This window comes from Paraburkholderia sp. Ac-20347, assembly GCF_017104805.1.
Classification (GTDB): domain Bacteria; phylum Pseudomonadota; class Gammaproteobacteria; order Burkholderiales; family Burkholderiaceae; genus Paraburkholderia; species Paraburkholderia tropica.
Genome location: NZ_JAAGPN010000213.1, coordinates 1 through 13,873, shown reverse-complemented (window position 1 = coordinate 13,873; position 13,873 = coordinate 1). Strand labels below are relative to the sequence as shown.

The following is a 13,873-nucleotide window of genomic DNA, read 5'->3' as shown; positions in this document are numbered from 1 at the left end:
GCTGAGTTTCTTCGGCGGCGGACTCGTGCCCGCCTATAGCGCGAGCAAGGGCGGCGTGGCGCAGCTCACGCGCTCGCTCGCGATCGCCTACGCGGCGGACTCGATTCGCGTCAACGCCATCGCGCCCGGCTGGATCGCGACGCCGCTCACGCAGGCCTTGCAGGACGACAGCAGCCGCTCGCAAGGCATTCTCGAACGCACGCCGATGAAGCGCTGGGGCCTGCCCGAAGAAGTCGCGAACGTGGCCGCGTTCCTGTGCTCGCCGGCCGCGTCGTTCATGACCGGCGCGATCGTGCCGATCGACGGCGGCTATCTCTGCGCGTGAGCGTGTGAACGCACGGGCATCGCGCGCGCATCGCGGCCCGGCGGCGCGGATTTTCGCGCGCCGGGTTTGCGGGCATAATGGCGCGACCCGTGGCTTCGCGGCCGCACTGATTGCCCGCATTTCCGCCTCCTCGTTCGCCGATGTCGAATTCCGATAAGTCCGCTCCGCCCGCTTCATCCGCCTTGCCCTCTGCTGCCACGGCGGTGGCGGGCGCCGCCGCGTTTTCGAAGTTCATCGCGGTCCTGCAACTGATCGCCGACGCCGAAACGCCGCCCAATGTCGCGAAGCTCGCGACGGCCAGCGGCTATCCGCGCCCGACCGTGCATCGCATCGTCGCGGCCTTGCAGGCCGAAGGGCTGGTGGTGGCGCATGGTGGCGGCAATACGTTCGGGCTCGGTGCGCGCCTCGTCAATCTCGCGAGCCGGGCCTGGGAGCGCTCCGATCTGCGCATCGCGGCCGTCGACGCGCTCATGGAACTGCGCAACGCCACTTCGGAAACCGTGCATCTCGCGGTGCCGAGCGACGGTGAAATGGTCTACATCGAGAAGCTCGAAAGCCCGCACGCGGTACGCATGGCGTCGCGCATCGGCACGCGCGTATCGCTGACGTCGAGTTCGGTCGGCAAGGCGTGGCTCGCGACGCTCTCGGCCGCCGAGCGCGAACCGCTGCTCGAACGCGCGCCGCGCACGCGCTTCACCGAACACACGATGACCGATCTCGACGCAATCCGCCACGAAATCGAACTCACGGCGCAACGCGGCTACGCGGAAGACCGCGAGGAAAACGAACAGTCGATCTGGTGCTATGGCGCGGCGATTCGCGGCGCGGACGGACGCGCGGCGGGCTGCATCAGCATCAGCATGCCGATGTTCCGCCGCGAGGCCGATGCACAACGCCACTACATCGAGCCGCTGCTCGCAGCATGCCGCACGATTGCCGCGCGGCTCGGGCCGGTTGCGGCGCGCTGAGCGCTGAGCACGCCTTTAGCGCCAGTTCCTTCCGCTCCGATCAAGCAAAAACGCCCGCGCTGCCGTGTTCCGAACGGCAGCGCGGGCGTATCTTATTGTCCGTCGTTTATCGTCAATGGCCGCGTGACGGGCGATGCGCGTGCGCGTCGATCTGGCTGTCGAAGGCCTCCGCTTCGTCGCTGCCCGAAGGACCGCGCGCACACAGGCTGATCAGCCCCGCGAGCAACGCCGCGACGGCGAGCATCGCGAGACCGTAGCCGTAGCCGGAAGTCGTCGCGCGCACATAGCCGATCAGATAGGGCCCGGCGAAACCGCCGAGATTGCCGATCGAATTCGCCAGCGCGATACCGGCCGCCGCCGCCGTGCCCGAAAGGAACGTGGTGGGCAAGGCCCAGAACGCGGGCAGCGCGCCATAACCGCCCACCGCCGCGAGCACGAGGCCGGCGATCACCATGAGCGGTTGCGTCGACGAAGCCGCGAGCGCCAGCCCCACCGCCGCGACCGTGCACGCGCAGGCGAGGTCGATGCGATATTTGCCGCGCCGGTCGGCGAGGCGTCCCCAGACCAGCATGGTGATCGCGCCCACCACGAACGGAATCGCGTTCACCGGCCCGACCCAATGTTCGGCGAGACCGAGCGCCTTCATGATCTGCGGCTGCCAGAGCACGAGGCCGTTATTCGCCGTCACGATCAGGAAATAGATCAGGCCGAGCAGCAGCACATGCGGATTCATCAGCGTCTGGCCGAGCGAGAGCTTGTGCTTGCGCGCGCGTTCCGCCGCTTCGCTGCTGATCTGCCGATCGAGCCAGTCGCGTTCGTCGGCGTCGAGCCAGCGCGCCTTCGAAGGCGCATCGCTGAGATAGCGCAGCGTGACGAAGCCCATCACCACCGAAGGAATGCCTTCGAGGATGAACAGCCACTGCCAGCCCGCCACGCCGAGCAGGCCGTCCATGCGCAGAATGAAACCGGAGACGATCGAGCCAAGCGCCGTCGATACCGGATTCGCGAGCATGAACAACCCGATGATCTGCGCGCGATAACGCGAGGGAAACCAGAACGTCAGATAGAGAATCACGCCCGGAAAGAAGCCCGCTTCGGCCGCGCCCAGCACGAAACGCAGCGTCATGAAGCTGGCCGGTCCCTTGACAAGCGCGCCGCACGCCGAGACGATGCCCCACGTAATCATGATGCGCGCCAGCCAGATCCGCGCGCCCGTTTTGGCGAGCGCGAGATTACTTGGGACTTCGAACAGAAAATAGCCAATGAAAAAAATGCCCGCGCCCCAGCCGAACAGCGAGGCGGTCAGGCCAAGATCGCGATTCATCGTGAGCGCGGCAAAGCCGACGTTCACGCGATCGAGGAACGCGAAGAAGTACAGCAGGATCAAAAACGGCATCAGACGCCGCGTGACCTTGCTCATGGTGCGCTTTTCGAGCGCGATATCGGTGCTCATGGGTGTCTCCTCACCTCTGTCCAGCTTGTGACGCTGCTTTATTCGTTGACGAAATGGTGAATGGCGCGCGCCACTTTCGCAGCGCGCGCCGGTCATGCACCGTTCAGTTTTTCAGCCGCGCGGCGATAGCGTCCGGACGCGGAATCGGCGCCACCGCACCGAAGCCTTGCGTCGAGAGCGCCGCCGCCGCGTTGGCGTAGCGCGCGGCGTCCTCGGGCGTGTCGCCGGCCGCGAGACGCGCGACGAACGCGCCATCAAAACAATCGCCCGCACCGGTCGCATCGACCACGTTCACCGCATGGCCCGCGATGCGCGTGCGCTGCTCGCCGCGCGCGACCAGCACGCCGTCGCCACCCAGCTTCAGGCACACGACGCGCACGCCCAGCGCGAGGTAATGCGCGACGATCGCTTCGGCGTCGTTCAGCCCCGTGAGCGTTTGCGCGTCTTCGAGACTCGGCAGCATGTAGTCGACTTCGCGCGCCGTCGCTTCGATCACCGCGCGCGCCCGCGCCAGCGGCCAGAGCTTGAGGCGCACGTTCGGGTCGTAGCAGATCGCCGCGCCCGCTTGTCGCGCGATGGCGATCGCTTCGAATACCGCATCGCACGCACTCGCGCTGATGGCCTGCGAAATGCCCGAGACGTGCAGGAAGCGCGTGCCCGCGAGCAGATCGCGCGGCAGCGTCTGCGGCGACATCCGGCTCGCCGCCGAGTCCTTGCGCAGATAGCTGAACGCGTGTCCGCTCGCGTCGTGCGTCACGAAATAGACGCCCGTGTGCGCCTGCGCATCGCTCGCGACGCCCTGCACGTCCACGCCTTCGGCGCGCCACAGATCGAGGAACAGCTTGCCGAACGCGTCGTCGCCGAGGCGCGTGACGTAGCCGACGCTCGCGCCCTGGCGCGCCGCCGCGACGCAGAAGTTCGACGTGTCGCCGCCGAAGCCTTGCAGGAACTGACGCGCGTCGTCGGAGGCCGACTGGTTGAACTCGATCATCGGCTCGCCGAGCGCGAGGATCGCAGGCGCTCCGGCCGGCTTCACGTCAGATGCGGCCATATTTCGCGAGTCCCTTGCGCAGCGACTTTTCGCCGATGATCAGACGCGCCTGCTCGAGTTCGCGTGCGTCGATTTCCTCGGACATCTTGAGCACGGCTTCCGCGTGCTCGCGCGGCACGACCACCACGCCGTCGATATCGGCCACGATGATGTCGCCCGCATTCACCTTCACGCCGCCGCATTCCACTTCGATATTCGCGGCGAGCGTCGTGAAGCGGCCCACCGTCGTGCCAGGCGACACCGAGCGCGAATACACCGGGAAATCGTAGTCGCGGCGAATTTCCGTGATGTCGCGCACGCCGCCGTCGAGAATCGCGCCTGCATGGCGATTGGCCACCGCGCCTGCCGTCATCAGACCGCCCCACACGGCCACATTCGGCTCGCCGTAGATGCCGATCACGATCACGCTGCCTTCCGGCGATTCGTCGATGGCGTCGAGCGCATGCTGCGGCGGGACTTTTTCGTGCGTGGGCGCTTCGAGGATCGTCACGGCGGGACCGACGATCTTGCGGTCGTTGATGCGCGGCTTGATCGCCTGATCCATAAAGCCGCGGCGGCCCGCGATCAGGTCCACTGCGTCGGCGACCGAGGCCGTCGCCACTTTTTCGAATCCGCTGATGAGCGCTTGCAGTTCCATAAACTTCACTCCTTGTTTCATGCTTTCGATAGCATGACTAATTAACTGAATAACAGCCGCGCCTGAAAATCAGGCGCCGCCGTCTGCCTTCGTGGTGCGCGAATGCGCTTGAGTTGTGTGCTTGACGTGTACGCTTAAGCAGCGCTCCACGGATTGACCCAGTGTTTCGGCTGATCGCCGCCCAGCACACGCGCCACTTCCTGCGCGGCCTTGGTCTGCAATTCCGCCACCGAATCTTCGGAATACCAGCCGGTGTGATCGGAGAGCACGGCGTTTTCGCACGCAAACAGCGGATGATCGGCGCGCGGCGGCTCGTTTTCAAACACGTCGAGACCGGCGCCGAAGATCGCGCGGCGTTGCAGCGCGTCGATCAGCGCGGCTTCGTCGATCAGGCCGCCGCGCGCGGTGTTCACGAGTATCGTCGTCGGCTTCATGCGCGCGAGACGCGCCGCATTGATGAGTTTGCGCGTGTCGGGCGTGAGCGGCGAATGCAGCGAGATGTAATCGCTTTCCGCGCAAAGCGTATCGAGATCCACGCATTCGACGCCCGGCGTTTTGGCGGGATCGAGAAACGGGTCATACACGAGCACGCGCGCCACGCCCATGCCGCGCATCTTGCGCTCGAACGCGCGCGCGATGCGCCCGTAACCGACGAGGCCGAGCGTGCGTCCGGCGATGCGGTACATCTTCTGCTCGCGCGATACATTCCACGCGCCCGCCCGCACCGCGCCATCGCGGCGCACCGTGTAACGCGCGACCGCCATCAGCAGCGCGAGCGCCTGATCGCTCACCTCTTCCACGCCGTAATCCGGCACGTTCGCCACGTAAATGCGCTTGTCGCGCGCGGCGTCGAGATCGACGTTATCGACGCCAATGCCATAACGCACGATCGCGCGGCAACGCTGCATGGCCGCAATCGCGGCGGCGTTCACGGGCGATTCGCGCACCAGCAGCGCGTCGGCGTCGGCGGCCACTTCGCGCACGCGCGCAGCGTCGCCGCGACACGGCAGCACCACGACGTCGGCGTTCACCGCCGCCAGAATCCGTTGTTCCGTTTCATACGAACCGTAGCCATCGTCGATCACGACCACGCGTTTGCGCGGCGCGCCGCGATCCTCTTCGAGACTTCTGCTTTCCACCCTTGCCTGCCTCCACGACTGCGCGCGATCGAAGCTGATTGAAGCCGATCCGAGCCGATCGACGCCCGAACGCGCACGAGTTTGCCTGGGCGCGCGCAACCGGAGTGCAGAACCCCGGTCGCGCGGCCCGCTTTACTGCGGTCACTGCAATTGCGTTATCAAGGTTTTGCTGCGTCTTTACTGCGCGCTATAGCTGCGGCCGTGCGCCTGCACCTTCCAGATGCGGAAATTCGGCACGGCTGGATGATCGAAGTCCATTGCGTTGTCGACCCACAGATTCAGATGGCCCGCGACCACGTAGAGATTGCCGTCCGGGCCCCAGCTCATCGTGTCGGGCCAGACCATCTCGGGATGGATCACATAGGTCGAAATCTTGCCGGTCTTCGCGTCGCGATACATGATGCCGTTCATTTCGAGCGCGGTCATATAGAGGTTGCCGGCGCGGTCGGCGATCATGCCGTCGGTATTCGACGGCAGCGTGGCCACGCGTTTGACCGAGGTCCGCAGCGCCGACTCGCTGGTGCTGAAATCGCGCAGCAGCGCGGTATCGAGCGAATACAGCGTGTGGCCGGACAGATTGGTCCAGTAGAGCGTCTTCTTGTCGCCGGACAGCGCGATGCCGTCCGCGCCCGTGCGCATCGGCGTCTTGCTCAGCACGTTCTGGTTGTCGATGCGGAACTGGAAGCCCGCTTCGTCCGTCGTGAAGACGGTCTGATCGAGCACGCGGCGCGCGCGATTATGCTTGCGGTCGTAGACGATGAGGCCGCCGTGCAGGTGATCGCAGAAGATGCCCGAGTCGGTGATATAGGCGAAGTCGCGGTCGTTATCGACCACGACGTCGTTGAGGAACGAGCATTTCTTGTCGGAATCGGCGTCGCTAAAGTCGTAGCTCTGCAATTCGCGATTGGTCTTGAGGTCCCAGAGCACGAGTTTTTCCGCGCCTGGCGCCGACGGCTGACCGGCAATATGGCCCTGGTCGAGAATCCACATCACGTCGTTGCGATCGATCTCGAAGCCGAGCACCGATTGCAGCGCCTGCGGGTCGCCGACCTTGTTCATCGCGAGGCTCGGGAACGGCTGCAGTTCCCACTGGCCGTCTTTCTTCACGAGCTTCGAGAGCGTGGCCGGCACTTCGGGGCCGCCCCAGCGCGCCGTGCTCACATACATATTGCCCTTCGAATCGAGCTTGACGCCTTGCAGCAGCACCTTCTTGTAGGTCTGATTCGCGTCGTAGGCCTGCTCGGCTTTAGGATCGCCGAGGTCGTAGGGCAAGCGGTTCCACTGCGCCACGACTTCGAGCTTCGGCACGGCGGGTTCCGCCTGCGCGCCCTGCCCGTCCGACGCGGCTTGCACGCCCGCCGCCGTCATCAGCGCCGCGCCGGCCAGCAGCGCGCTCATCCAGCGGCGGCTCGTCAACAGCCTCGCCGCTTTCTTGTCGATCTCCTGCATGAAGCATCTCCTCCGGTCTGTCTTTCTCGTTTGACTTCTTCGTTTGCTTTCTTCGTTTGCTTTCTTCGTTTGCCGTGCGCGCCGCAGACCGAACCCGGCCGGTTCGCGCCCCGGACAACTGATATCTTAGATTGCAGATCTCAATACGACAAGGGGGCGTGCTATATTTCGGATCATTGCGGCGCGACGCTCCATTCAGCGGAACGCGCCGCGCACGTCCCCGTCACGGCATCGGCGAGCAGCCTCCAGGCTGTCGCGCGCCGGTCCATACGCCCACTGGCTGACCATGAGTATCGAAAAACTGGGGGAGCGCCCGAAATCCCTCACGGCTATTGCGAAAGAAAGCATCCGTCGCGCGATCGTCGACGGCCATCTGGCGTTCGGCAGCCAGCTGTCCGAGAACGTGCTTGCCGGGCAGCTCGGCGTGAGCAAGACGCCCGTGCGCGAGGCGCTGGTGCAACTGAAGCTCGAAGGGCTCGTGGAAGTGCAGCCGCAATCCGGCACCTACGTGTTCCAGCCGACCGTGGAGCAGGTGCGCGAGATTTGCCGCTTTCGCGAGATCGTCGAATCGTCGGCGCTGGAACTGGCGATGAAGGCCGATAGCGCCGCGCTCGCCGACGCGCTGGCTCAAGCGCTCGCGCCCGCGAGCGGCACCGAGGACGGACGCGCGCGCGATCACGACGCCGCGTTTCATGGCGCGATCGTCGCCGCGTGCGGGAACGGTTATCTGCAGCAGGCGTATCAGCTCGTCGCCGACAAGATTCACGCGTTGCGCGCGCGCCTGTCGGTGGCCGACGAGACCGTCGATTCCTGCCAGGACACCCACGCACACATCATGGAACTCGTGCGCGAGGGCAATGTGAAGAAGGCGTGCACGGAGTTGCGCACGCATATTCGCAGCACCGAGCATTCGTATATCCGCGCCAGTCTGGGACAGACGCCCGCGCTCGCGGATGCGCCGCAAGCGGCCCTGCACCACGCAATCGCGGGCCGTTAATCAGCGTTTATCAATCAGAGTGATTCACCGCTAGTCATGCCGCATCACGCATATTCAGCGCTGCGTGGCGGCGTGTCCAATCCGGATTGCTGATCTGGCCTATCACGTGCCGTGATATCTGATCGGGGCGCACTTCGCGCGCGTCAAGCGCCTGTGCAGGAACAGTCTCTTACCGCGCCCGCGTGAATGCCGTTCCCTGAACGCATTCGCCCGTCAGCACGCATCGCGCCCTCTCTTTCTCCCTCGTCGCGCCATTCTTCCGCGAAGTGCAACGCACTTCTTCGCGCGGCGCAATTTCTCGCGTCTGGCCGAACCACTATGCTCCGTCCGCTCGTTTAAACGGGCGGATCGAGACGCCGATCGCAACGTTCGGCATTGGACCTCACACCGTACTCAAACAATGAAAAACGTCGTCATTTCAGGGGCGATTGGCGCGCTGACCGCCATCGCGGGCACCTCGTCGGCCCATGCACAAAGCTCGGTGACCTTGTACGGCATCGTCGATACGGCGCTGCGCTATCAAACGAATGCCGCCGCCGACGGCAAGGACCTGATGAGCATGGCCGTCGGTCCGGAAACCCATAGCCGCTGGGGTCTGCGCGGCAGCGAAGATCTGGGCGGCGGCGTGTCCGCCATCTTTCGCCTCGAAAACGGCTTCGAAGTGAATAGCGGCGAAATGCACGTCGCCAATACGCTATTCAGCCGCCAGGCCTACGTGGGTCTGTCGAGCGAACGCTACGGCGCCGTCACCCTCGGCAATCAATATGCGCCGCTTTACGACACGATGGGCGACATATTCGACCCGCTCACCGTCGGCAATTACTGGCAGGACAGCTGGATGTGGAACGGCATCGGCCCGTATCTGACGATCAATAACAGCGTCAAATACAAGCTGAACGTCAACGGCCTGACCATCGACGCGATTTACGGCTTCGGCAATCACGCCGGATCGGTAGGCCTCGGCAGCAGCTATGGCGTCGAATTGAGTTACGCGCGCGGCCCGGCGATGCTCGGCGCAGGTTTTCAGCAGACTTCGGTGAGCAGCGCGTCGGGCAGCACCGTTAATGGCGCGAAAATCAATCTGCTGCATGTGAGCGGCGCGTATCAGATCACGTCCGCGGTTCGCTTGCTGGGCGGATGGATCCGCGCACAGGATCAGACCGGCACGACCGATGCCAACATGCAGCAATCGGGCGCGCCCAAACTGCCGGGCAGTAGCCCGAATCGTATCGACGACACGTTCTATATCGGTGCGAACTGGCAAGCGACGCGGCCATTGCTGATTACCGTCGCCGGATATTACGGCCGCACGCGCAACGCCGAACTGCTCGACGGCACGCTCGGCTCGGGCGTCAACTATTCGGCGACCGTGCTGGCGGAATATTCGCTGTCGAAACATACGGAGATCTACGGCACGGCCGACTTCTCGCGCGGCACAGGCGCGTTTGCCGCCGACTATCCGGGCACCACCGACACGCTCACGGGCACGGTCGACAAACTCGGGCGCAGCAACAACGTCGGCGCGGCGATCGGGATTCGCAAGATTTTCTGATCGATGTAGAAGCGCGCGGCGCGGGTCCGGTTTGGAATCCGCGCCGCGCGCTCTTCTTTCGCCCGCTTACTTCGACGCCTGCGACTGCCCGCCGCCCTGTGCGGAAGGATCATCGTAATCGGGCAGCGTCTTGCGCTCGTCGAGCGCATTCGCGCGACTCTGCAAATAGCCGTCGCGCACGAAACTGTATTTGTCGAGCGCCGCCATCTCCAGCAGATCGGTCGCGCCGAGCATATGCGAGCGGGTGCTCACCACGTTCACGCCGAAAAGCGGCGTGCTCGCCACGAGCGGCATGAACGTCGTCGGATTGAGCGCGCTCGACACGAGCAGGCCGCTCGCGTCGCGAACCGAACTCGGCCCGAACAGCGGCAACACCAGATACGGCCCGGACGGCACGCCGTAATGCCCGAGCGTCAGGCCAAAGTCCTCGTGATGTTTGGGCAGACCGGCGGGCGTCGCCCAGTCCAGCAAGCCGCCGAGACCGAAGGTCGAATTCATCGCGAAGCGCATCAGGTCTTCGGTGGCGTCGGCGACTTTCAGTTGCAGCAGATCGTTGACGAAGTTGCCGACATCGCCAAGATTCGAAAAGAGATTGCCGACGGCCGTTTGCAGCGGCTCCGGCATCACGTGCGCGTAGGCGCTGGCAACGGGCTTCGCCACGTTGCGGTCGAGGCCCTCGTTGAACGAGAACATCGCGCGATTCATCGGTTCGAGCGGATCGTCGGCTTCGCGGCGACCGGTCGTGGCGCACGCGCTCAATACCATCAGCGCGGCGAGACTCAAGGTCCGCGCGGCGCGGCGCGCGAGGGTGGTTGACTTCATAAACAGCTTGATAGACGGAGACTCAGGCGAGCGAAACGCCCTTCCCCTTTGTTTTTATCGATGTGCAATAACGATGCGGAGTATCGGCGACGATGCACGCAACGGCTAACTGATCGCGCCCGGCACGCCGTCCACCATGAACGCCAGCACGACTTCCTCGCAATTCACCGAGCGCTGACCACGCGTGCAAGGCCGATACACGATATCGCCGCGCCGCACGCGCAAGCCGCTCAAGACGCACAGCGTCGAGCGACGCGCCACACCTCGCACCCAGAGTTGCTCGGCGTAATGTCCAAGCGTGGCATCGCACCAGCAGATCAGAATCGACCGCTCGGAAACGCGATCGACAATCGTAAAGCTCGACGCATCCAGATTGCGCACGCCCTGCCGGGCCGCCGCGCTTTTCTTCCACGCCTGCCACCGCTGGTGCTGCCCGGAAAGAATGGCTCGCGCCAGTTCGTCGTCAGGCGACGAGATTCTTCCAAGCAGCGCAACAGTGCTTTCCCAAACGAGGTGGGTATTCGCGTCGTTCAAACTCATTCTCCGAAACGGGGAAAAAGCGAATCAGCTTCCGAAATAGATATTGCAGAACGACACCGGACCAACGCATTCGTCTTTCTTGTCGGCTTGTTTATGGTGTTCGACGCGGCCGAAACCATGCTCGGGCGACACGTCCTGATTCACGACAGCGTTTTCGGCAGCAGCGGACGGCTGCGCATGATTGCCCTGCGCATGGGCGGTGGCGGCGCACAACGAAACGGCAATCACGAGGCAATGCAGAACTTTCACGACTTTTCTCCTTACTGGCGGCGTCACAGTGCCGCAACAGTGCGAACTATAGTTCGGCGTTCTGCACCGATTAAGCCTGCCTGAAGCAAGGGTCCGTTCCATGCACTCCGCTGGCGAAGCGCGTAAAACCAATATTTTCGCCAGCGCACGATCAGCAATACAGCACTGCGTAAATCGAAAAAATAACAACGTGAAAACCAGGGCTATTCGCAGATAACCGGTAAAGGTCCATTTCCACACCGCGACTATATGTAGCAGGGGCGAGGCCGTAACATCGCTTCCGGCTAGACAGACGACGCAGCGTGTTCGTCAGATCTATTGAGCGGTTCTCACCGAATTCAGCGTCTTTGCGCATTCCATTGCGTGTTATCGCCGACCGCGAAGCATGGATTCGATGAGATCAGGCAATGCGACGCTTCAGCGACTCCATGCCGCTGAAGCAATTGTGGAAATCATCTTGCGCTTCGGCGCCGGCGAATGACCATCTTGGAAAATGCACAACGTGACGCGCTAACGCGACCGGAAAAATCCGCTCACTCGCGCGGCGAATCCGGAAACGACTTCGACAAGGTCGACGTTCTCTTCATTGGCGGCGGCATCATGAGCGCGACGCTCGGCGTGTTGCTGCACGAACTCGAACCCGGCTGGTCGATGGCCATGGTCGAGCGACTCGGCGACGTCGCCGCCGAAAGCTCGAATGGCTGGAATAACGCAGGCACGGGCCACACGGCGCTGGCGGAACTGAACTATACGCCGCGTACGGCTTCCGGTTCGATCGACATTGCCAAGGCCGTGCGGATCAACGAGGACTTTCAGGTTTCGCGCCAATTCTGGTCGTGGGGCGTGAGCCGCGGCATTCTCAAGCAGCCGCGTTCGTTCATCAATTCCACGCCCCATATGAGCTTCGTCTGGGGCGACGAGAACGTGCGCTTCCTGAAAGCGCGCCACGAAGCGCTGCAAAACAATGCGCTGTTCCAGAGCATGCAGTACTCGGAATCGCATCGCGAGATCGCGCAATGGGCGCCGCTCATGATGGAGGGCCGCGACCGTCGCCAGAAAGTGGCGGCCACGTGGTCGTCGATTGGCACCGATGTGAATTTCGGCGAAATCACCCATCAATTCGTGCGCTATCTGGAAAGCCAGTCGAATTTCAATCTGCTGCTCAATAGCGACGTCCAGCAGATCTCGCGTAACGACGACGGCAGCTGGCGCGTGACGGTCGGCAATCATCAATCGCATGCGCAAACACGCCGTATCGACGCGCGTTTCGTGTTCGTGGGCGCGGGCGGCGGTTCGCTGCCGTTGCTGCAGGAAGCCGGTATTCCCGAAGCGAAGGAATATGGCGGCTTTCCGGTGGGCGGTTCATTTCTCGTCACCGAAAACAGTGAAATTACGGGCCGTCATTTCGCCAAGGCTTATGGCAAGGCGTCGGTGGGTTCGCCGCCGATGTCGGTGCCGCATCTCGACACGCGCATTCTCGACGGCAAAAAGGCGCTGCTGTTCGGGCCGTTCGCCACGTTCTCCACCAAGTTCCTCAAGAACGGTTCGTATAGCGATCTGCTCGCGAGCACGCGCATGAACAATATCGTGCCGATGGTGCGCGTGGGCCTCTCCGAGTTTTCGTTGATTAAATATCTCGCCGGTCAATTGATGCTGTCCGATGCGGATCGACTGAAGACGTTGCAGGAATATCTGCCGCGCGCGCAGCAACAGGATTGGCGTCTCTGGCAAGCGGGCCAGCGCGTGCAAATCATCAAGCGCGACAAGGTCAAGGGCGGCGTGCTCAAACTCGGCACCGAAATCGTCTGTTCGAAGGACGGCAGTATCGCGGGCTTGCTCGGCGCATCGCCGGGCGCATCCACGGCCGCGCCGATCATGCTGAATCTGCTGGACATGGCGTTCAAAGAGCGGCTGCGTTCGCCCGCGTGGCAGGCGAAGATCCGCCAGATCATTCCGGGCTACGGCACGCAACTTTCGGCGAATCCGCGCAAGGCGCTCGAATCGCTGAATGCGACCAGCGAGGCGCTGCAATTGAGCGCGCCGCCGATGTGGACGCCGAAAGGCCACGAAGCGATGCATGCCGCGAGCGCTGCCGGTGTCGCCGCGGCTCAACGTTCGCTGGCCTGAGCGCCGCGTGCCCGTTTCATCGCGATGTCCGAACTCCACAACCGAATTGCAGAGGGAATTGCAAATGAATAGCGCGCAGCCCGCTGCTTACGTCATTCAAGGCGTGACCCACAAAGGCAAGACGTTCCGGCCGAGCGACTGGTCGGAACGTCTTGCCGGTGCGATGTCGAGTTTCGGTCCGCCCGCGCGCGGCGTGAGAAAGGAAGACACGCACCTGCGTTACTCGCCCTGGGTGAGCCCGATGATCATCGGCAACCTGAAATGCGTGGTGCTCGATGCGCGGCTGCGCGACGTCGCGCCCTACGCATTCGATTTCGTGCTGCGGTTCGCGAAGGACAACGATCTCGTGGTGGAGAAACAGGGCTAACACCATTCCAACGAGGATTCCCCGCAATCCCGCCGTTTTCAACCGAGATGTCGCTTTTCAAGCTGCGAGAGGTCTAGCATGGCAGAAGCCGCAAAAAAACCGAGGCCGGAATACCGGAACATCGGGATTGGGCAGATATTGTTCGCATACCGCCTGCCGTTGGCCGGTCGCGTATCGATCGGTCACCGCGTGAGCGG

General features: G+C 63.4%; 13 protein-coding genes and 2 pseudogenes. 8 read left to right on the top strand and 7 right to left on the bottom strand.

The features are described 5' to 3' along the window. Both G3N97_RS29055 and G3N97_RS29050 read left to right on the top strand, forming a co-directional pair. A partial coding sequence (locus G3N97_RS29055; protein WP_205996411.1) for an SDR family oxidoreductase occupies nucleotides 1-325 on the top strand: 325 nt, incomplete at its 5' end. A gap of 140 nt (nucleotides 326-465) precedes the next feature. Further along, nucleotides 466-1,293 (top strand): IclR family transcriptional regulator, encoded by an 828-nt coding sequence (locus G3N97_RS29050; RefSeq protein WP_205996410.1) that lies wholly within the window; start codon nucleotides 466-468, stop codon nucleotides 1,291-1,293. A gap of 112 nt (nucleotides 1,294-1,405) precedes the next feature. On the opposite strand, the gene G3N97_RS29045 is transcribed toward G3N97_RS29050, so the two are convergent. From G3N97_RS29045 to G3N97_RS29025, 5 genes are all read right to left on the bottom strand, one after another. Next, a complete protein-coding gene (locus G3N97_RS29045; RefSeq protein WP_205996409.1) occupies nucleotides 1,406-2,746 on the bottom strand; it encodes an MFS transporter in 1,341 nt (446 codons plus the stop codon). A 103-nt stretch (nucleotides 2,747-2,849) separates the two neighbouring features. Beyond that, a complete protein-coding gene (locus G3N97_RS29040) occupies nucleotides 2,850-3,797 on the bottom strand; it encodes a sugar kinase (RefSeq protein WP_205996408.1) in 948 nt (315 codons plus the stop codon). Further along, nucleotides 3,784-4,434 (bottom strand): RraA family protein, encoded by a 651-nt coding sequence (locus tag G3N97_RS29035; RefSeq protein ID WP_183039770.1) that lies wholly within the window; start codon nucleotides 4,432-4,434, stop codon nucleotides 3,784-3,786. Before G3N97_RS29035 ends, G3N97_RS29040 begins: the two co-directional genes overlap by 14 nt. Before the next feature lie 134 nt (nucleotides 4,435-4,568). Further along, complete coding sequence (locus G3N97_RS29030; RefSeq protein WP_205996407.1) at nucleotides 4,569-5,573, bottom strand: C-terminal binding protein; 1,005 nt, start codon at nucleotides 5,571-5,573, stop codon at nucleotides 4,569-4,571. Between the two features lie 177 nt (nucleotides 5,574-5,750). After that, entirely contained in the window at nucleotides 5,751-7,022 is a 1,272-nt protein-coding gene (locus tag G3N97_RS29025; RefSeq protein WP_241030893.1) for a major royal jelly family protein, read from the bottom strand. Nucleotides 7,023-7,308: 286 nt separating this feature from the next. Here G3N97_RS29025 and G3N97_RS29020 point away from each other — a divergent pair, with 286 nt between their 5' ends. After that, the gene (locus G3N97_RS29020; protein WP_205996406.1) at nucleotides 7,309-8,019 is read left to right on the top strand and encodes a GntR family transcriptional regulator; all 711 of its coding nucleotides are present in this window, start codon (nucleotides 7,309-7,311) and stop codon (nucleotides 8,017-8,019) included. Between the two features lie 400 nt (nucleotides 8,020-8,419). Beyond that, nucleotides 8,420-9,571, top strand: a complete 1,152-nt coding sequence (locus G3N97_RS29015) for a porin (protein WP_205996405.1) — start codon at nucleotides 8,420-8,422, stop codon at nucleotides 9,569-9,571. 153 nt (nucleotides 9,572-9,724) lie between these two features. Here the strand turns inward: G3N97_RS29015 and G3N97_RS29010 are convergent. Next, nucleotides 9,725-10,393 (bottom strand): annotated as a pseudogene (locus G3N97_RS29010) (VacJ family lipoprotein); the annotation flags it as partial. A gap of 105 nt (nucleotides 10,394-10,498) precedes the next feature. Then, entirely contained in the window at nucleotides 10,499-10,774 is a 276-nt protein-coding gene (locus tag G3N97_RS39685) for a DUF3331 domain-containing protein (protein ID WP_346778138.1), read from the bottom strand. Between G3N97_RS39685 and G3N97_RS39680 the strand changes: the two genes are divergently transcribed. From G3N97_RS39680 to G3N97_RS28985, 4 genes and pseudogenes are all read left to right on the top strand, one after another. Then, a complete protein-coding gene (locus tag G3N97_RS39680) occupies nucleotides 10,682-11,266 on the top strand; it encodes a hypothetical protein (protein ID WP_241030896.1) in 585 nt (194 codons plus the stop codon). The genes G3N97_RS39685 and G3N97_RS39680 overlap by 93 nt on opposite strands. Nucleotides 11,267-11,659: 393 nt before the next feature. Continuing rightward, a complete protein-coding gene (mqo, locus tag G3N97_RS28995) occupies nucleotides 11,660-13,309 on the top strand; it encodes a malate dehydrogenase (quinone) (RefSeq protein ID WP_205996401.1) in 1,650 nt (549 codons plus the stop codon). Between the two features lie 64 nt (nucleotides 13,310-13,373). After that, nucleotides 13,374-13,676: a DUF3579 domain-containing protein gene (locus tag G3N97_RS28990; protein WP_205996400.1), complete on the top strand. Its 303-nt coding sequence runs from the start codon at nucleotides 13,374-13,376 to the stop codon at nucleotides 13,674-13,676. Nucleotides 13,677-13,754: 78 nt separating this feature from the next. Next, nucleotides 13,755-13,873 (top strand): annotated as a pseudogene (locus G3N97_RS28985) (succinate dehydrogenase, cytochrome b556 subunit); the annotation flags it as partial.